General features: G+C 57.7%; 1 protein-coding gene. It reads left to right on the top strand.

The window, feature by feature from the left end:
- Window positions 1-750, top strand: a 750-nt coding sequence (locus ACTHUR_RS13745; RefSeq protein WP_440399088.1) for a Tex-like N-terminal domain-containing protein, incomplete at both ends; no start/stop codon positions are given.

Below are 750 nucleotides of genomic sequence, written 5' to 3'. Positions count from 1 at the left end.
CGGGTGGGCTGGACGATACGCAGCTGCGCCAGCTTGCCGAGCGGCTGCAATATCTGCGCGAATTGGAAGATCGCAAAGCCGTTGTTTTAAAAAGTATTGAAGAGCAAGGCAAGCTTTCAGACGACCTCAGGGCGCAAATCGAAGCTGCCGACAACAAAACCGCGCTGGAAGACCTGTATCTGCCCTATAAACCCAAACGCCGTACCAAAGCGCAAATCGCGCGTGAACACGGTTTGCAGCCGCTGGCGGACGTGTTGCTTACCGAGCAGCCGCAGGACGTGGAAGCCGCCGCGCAGGGCTACCTGAACGAAAACGTCCCCGACACCAAGGCCGCGCTGGACGGCGCGCGTGCGATTCTGATGGAGCAGTTTGCCGAAGACGCGGAACTCATCGGCACGCTGCGCGACAAGCTGTGGAACGAAGCCGAAATCCACGCGCAAGTCGTTGAAGGCAAAGAAACCGAAGGCGAAAAATTCAGCGATTATTTCGACCACCGCGAACCCATCCGCACCATGCCCAGCCACCGCGCGCTGGCGGTTTTGCGTGGCCGCAACGAAGGCGTGTTGAACATCGCGCTCAAATACCAGCCCGACGACACGCCGATTACGCAGCAAAGCGAATACGAGCAAATCATCGCCCGCCGTTTTAAGGTTTCAGACGGCCACAAATGGCTGCGCGACACCGTGCGCCTGACTTGGCGCGCGAAAATCTTTTTGTCGTTGGAGCTTGAAGCACTAAATCGTCTGAAAG

The sequence above is a fragment of the Neisseria sp. P0021.S007 genome (assembly GCF_051956855.1).
This window is presented reverse-complemented; position numbering and strand designations above follow the sequence as displayed.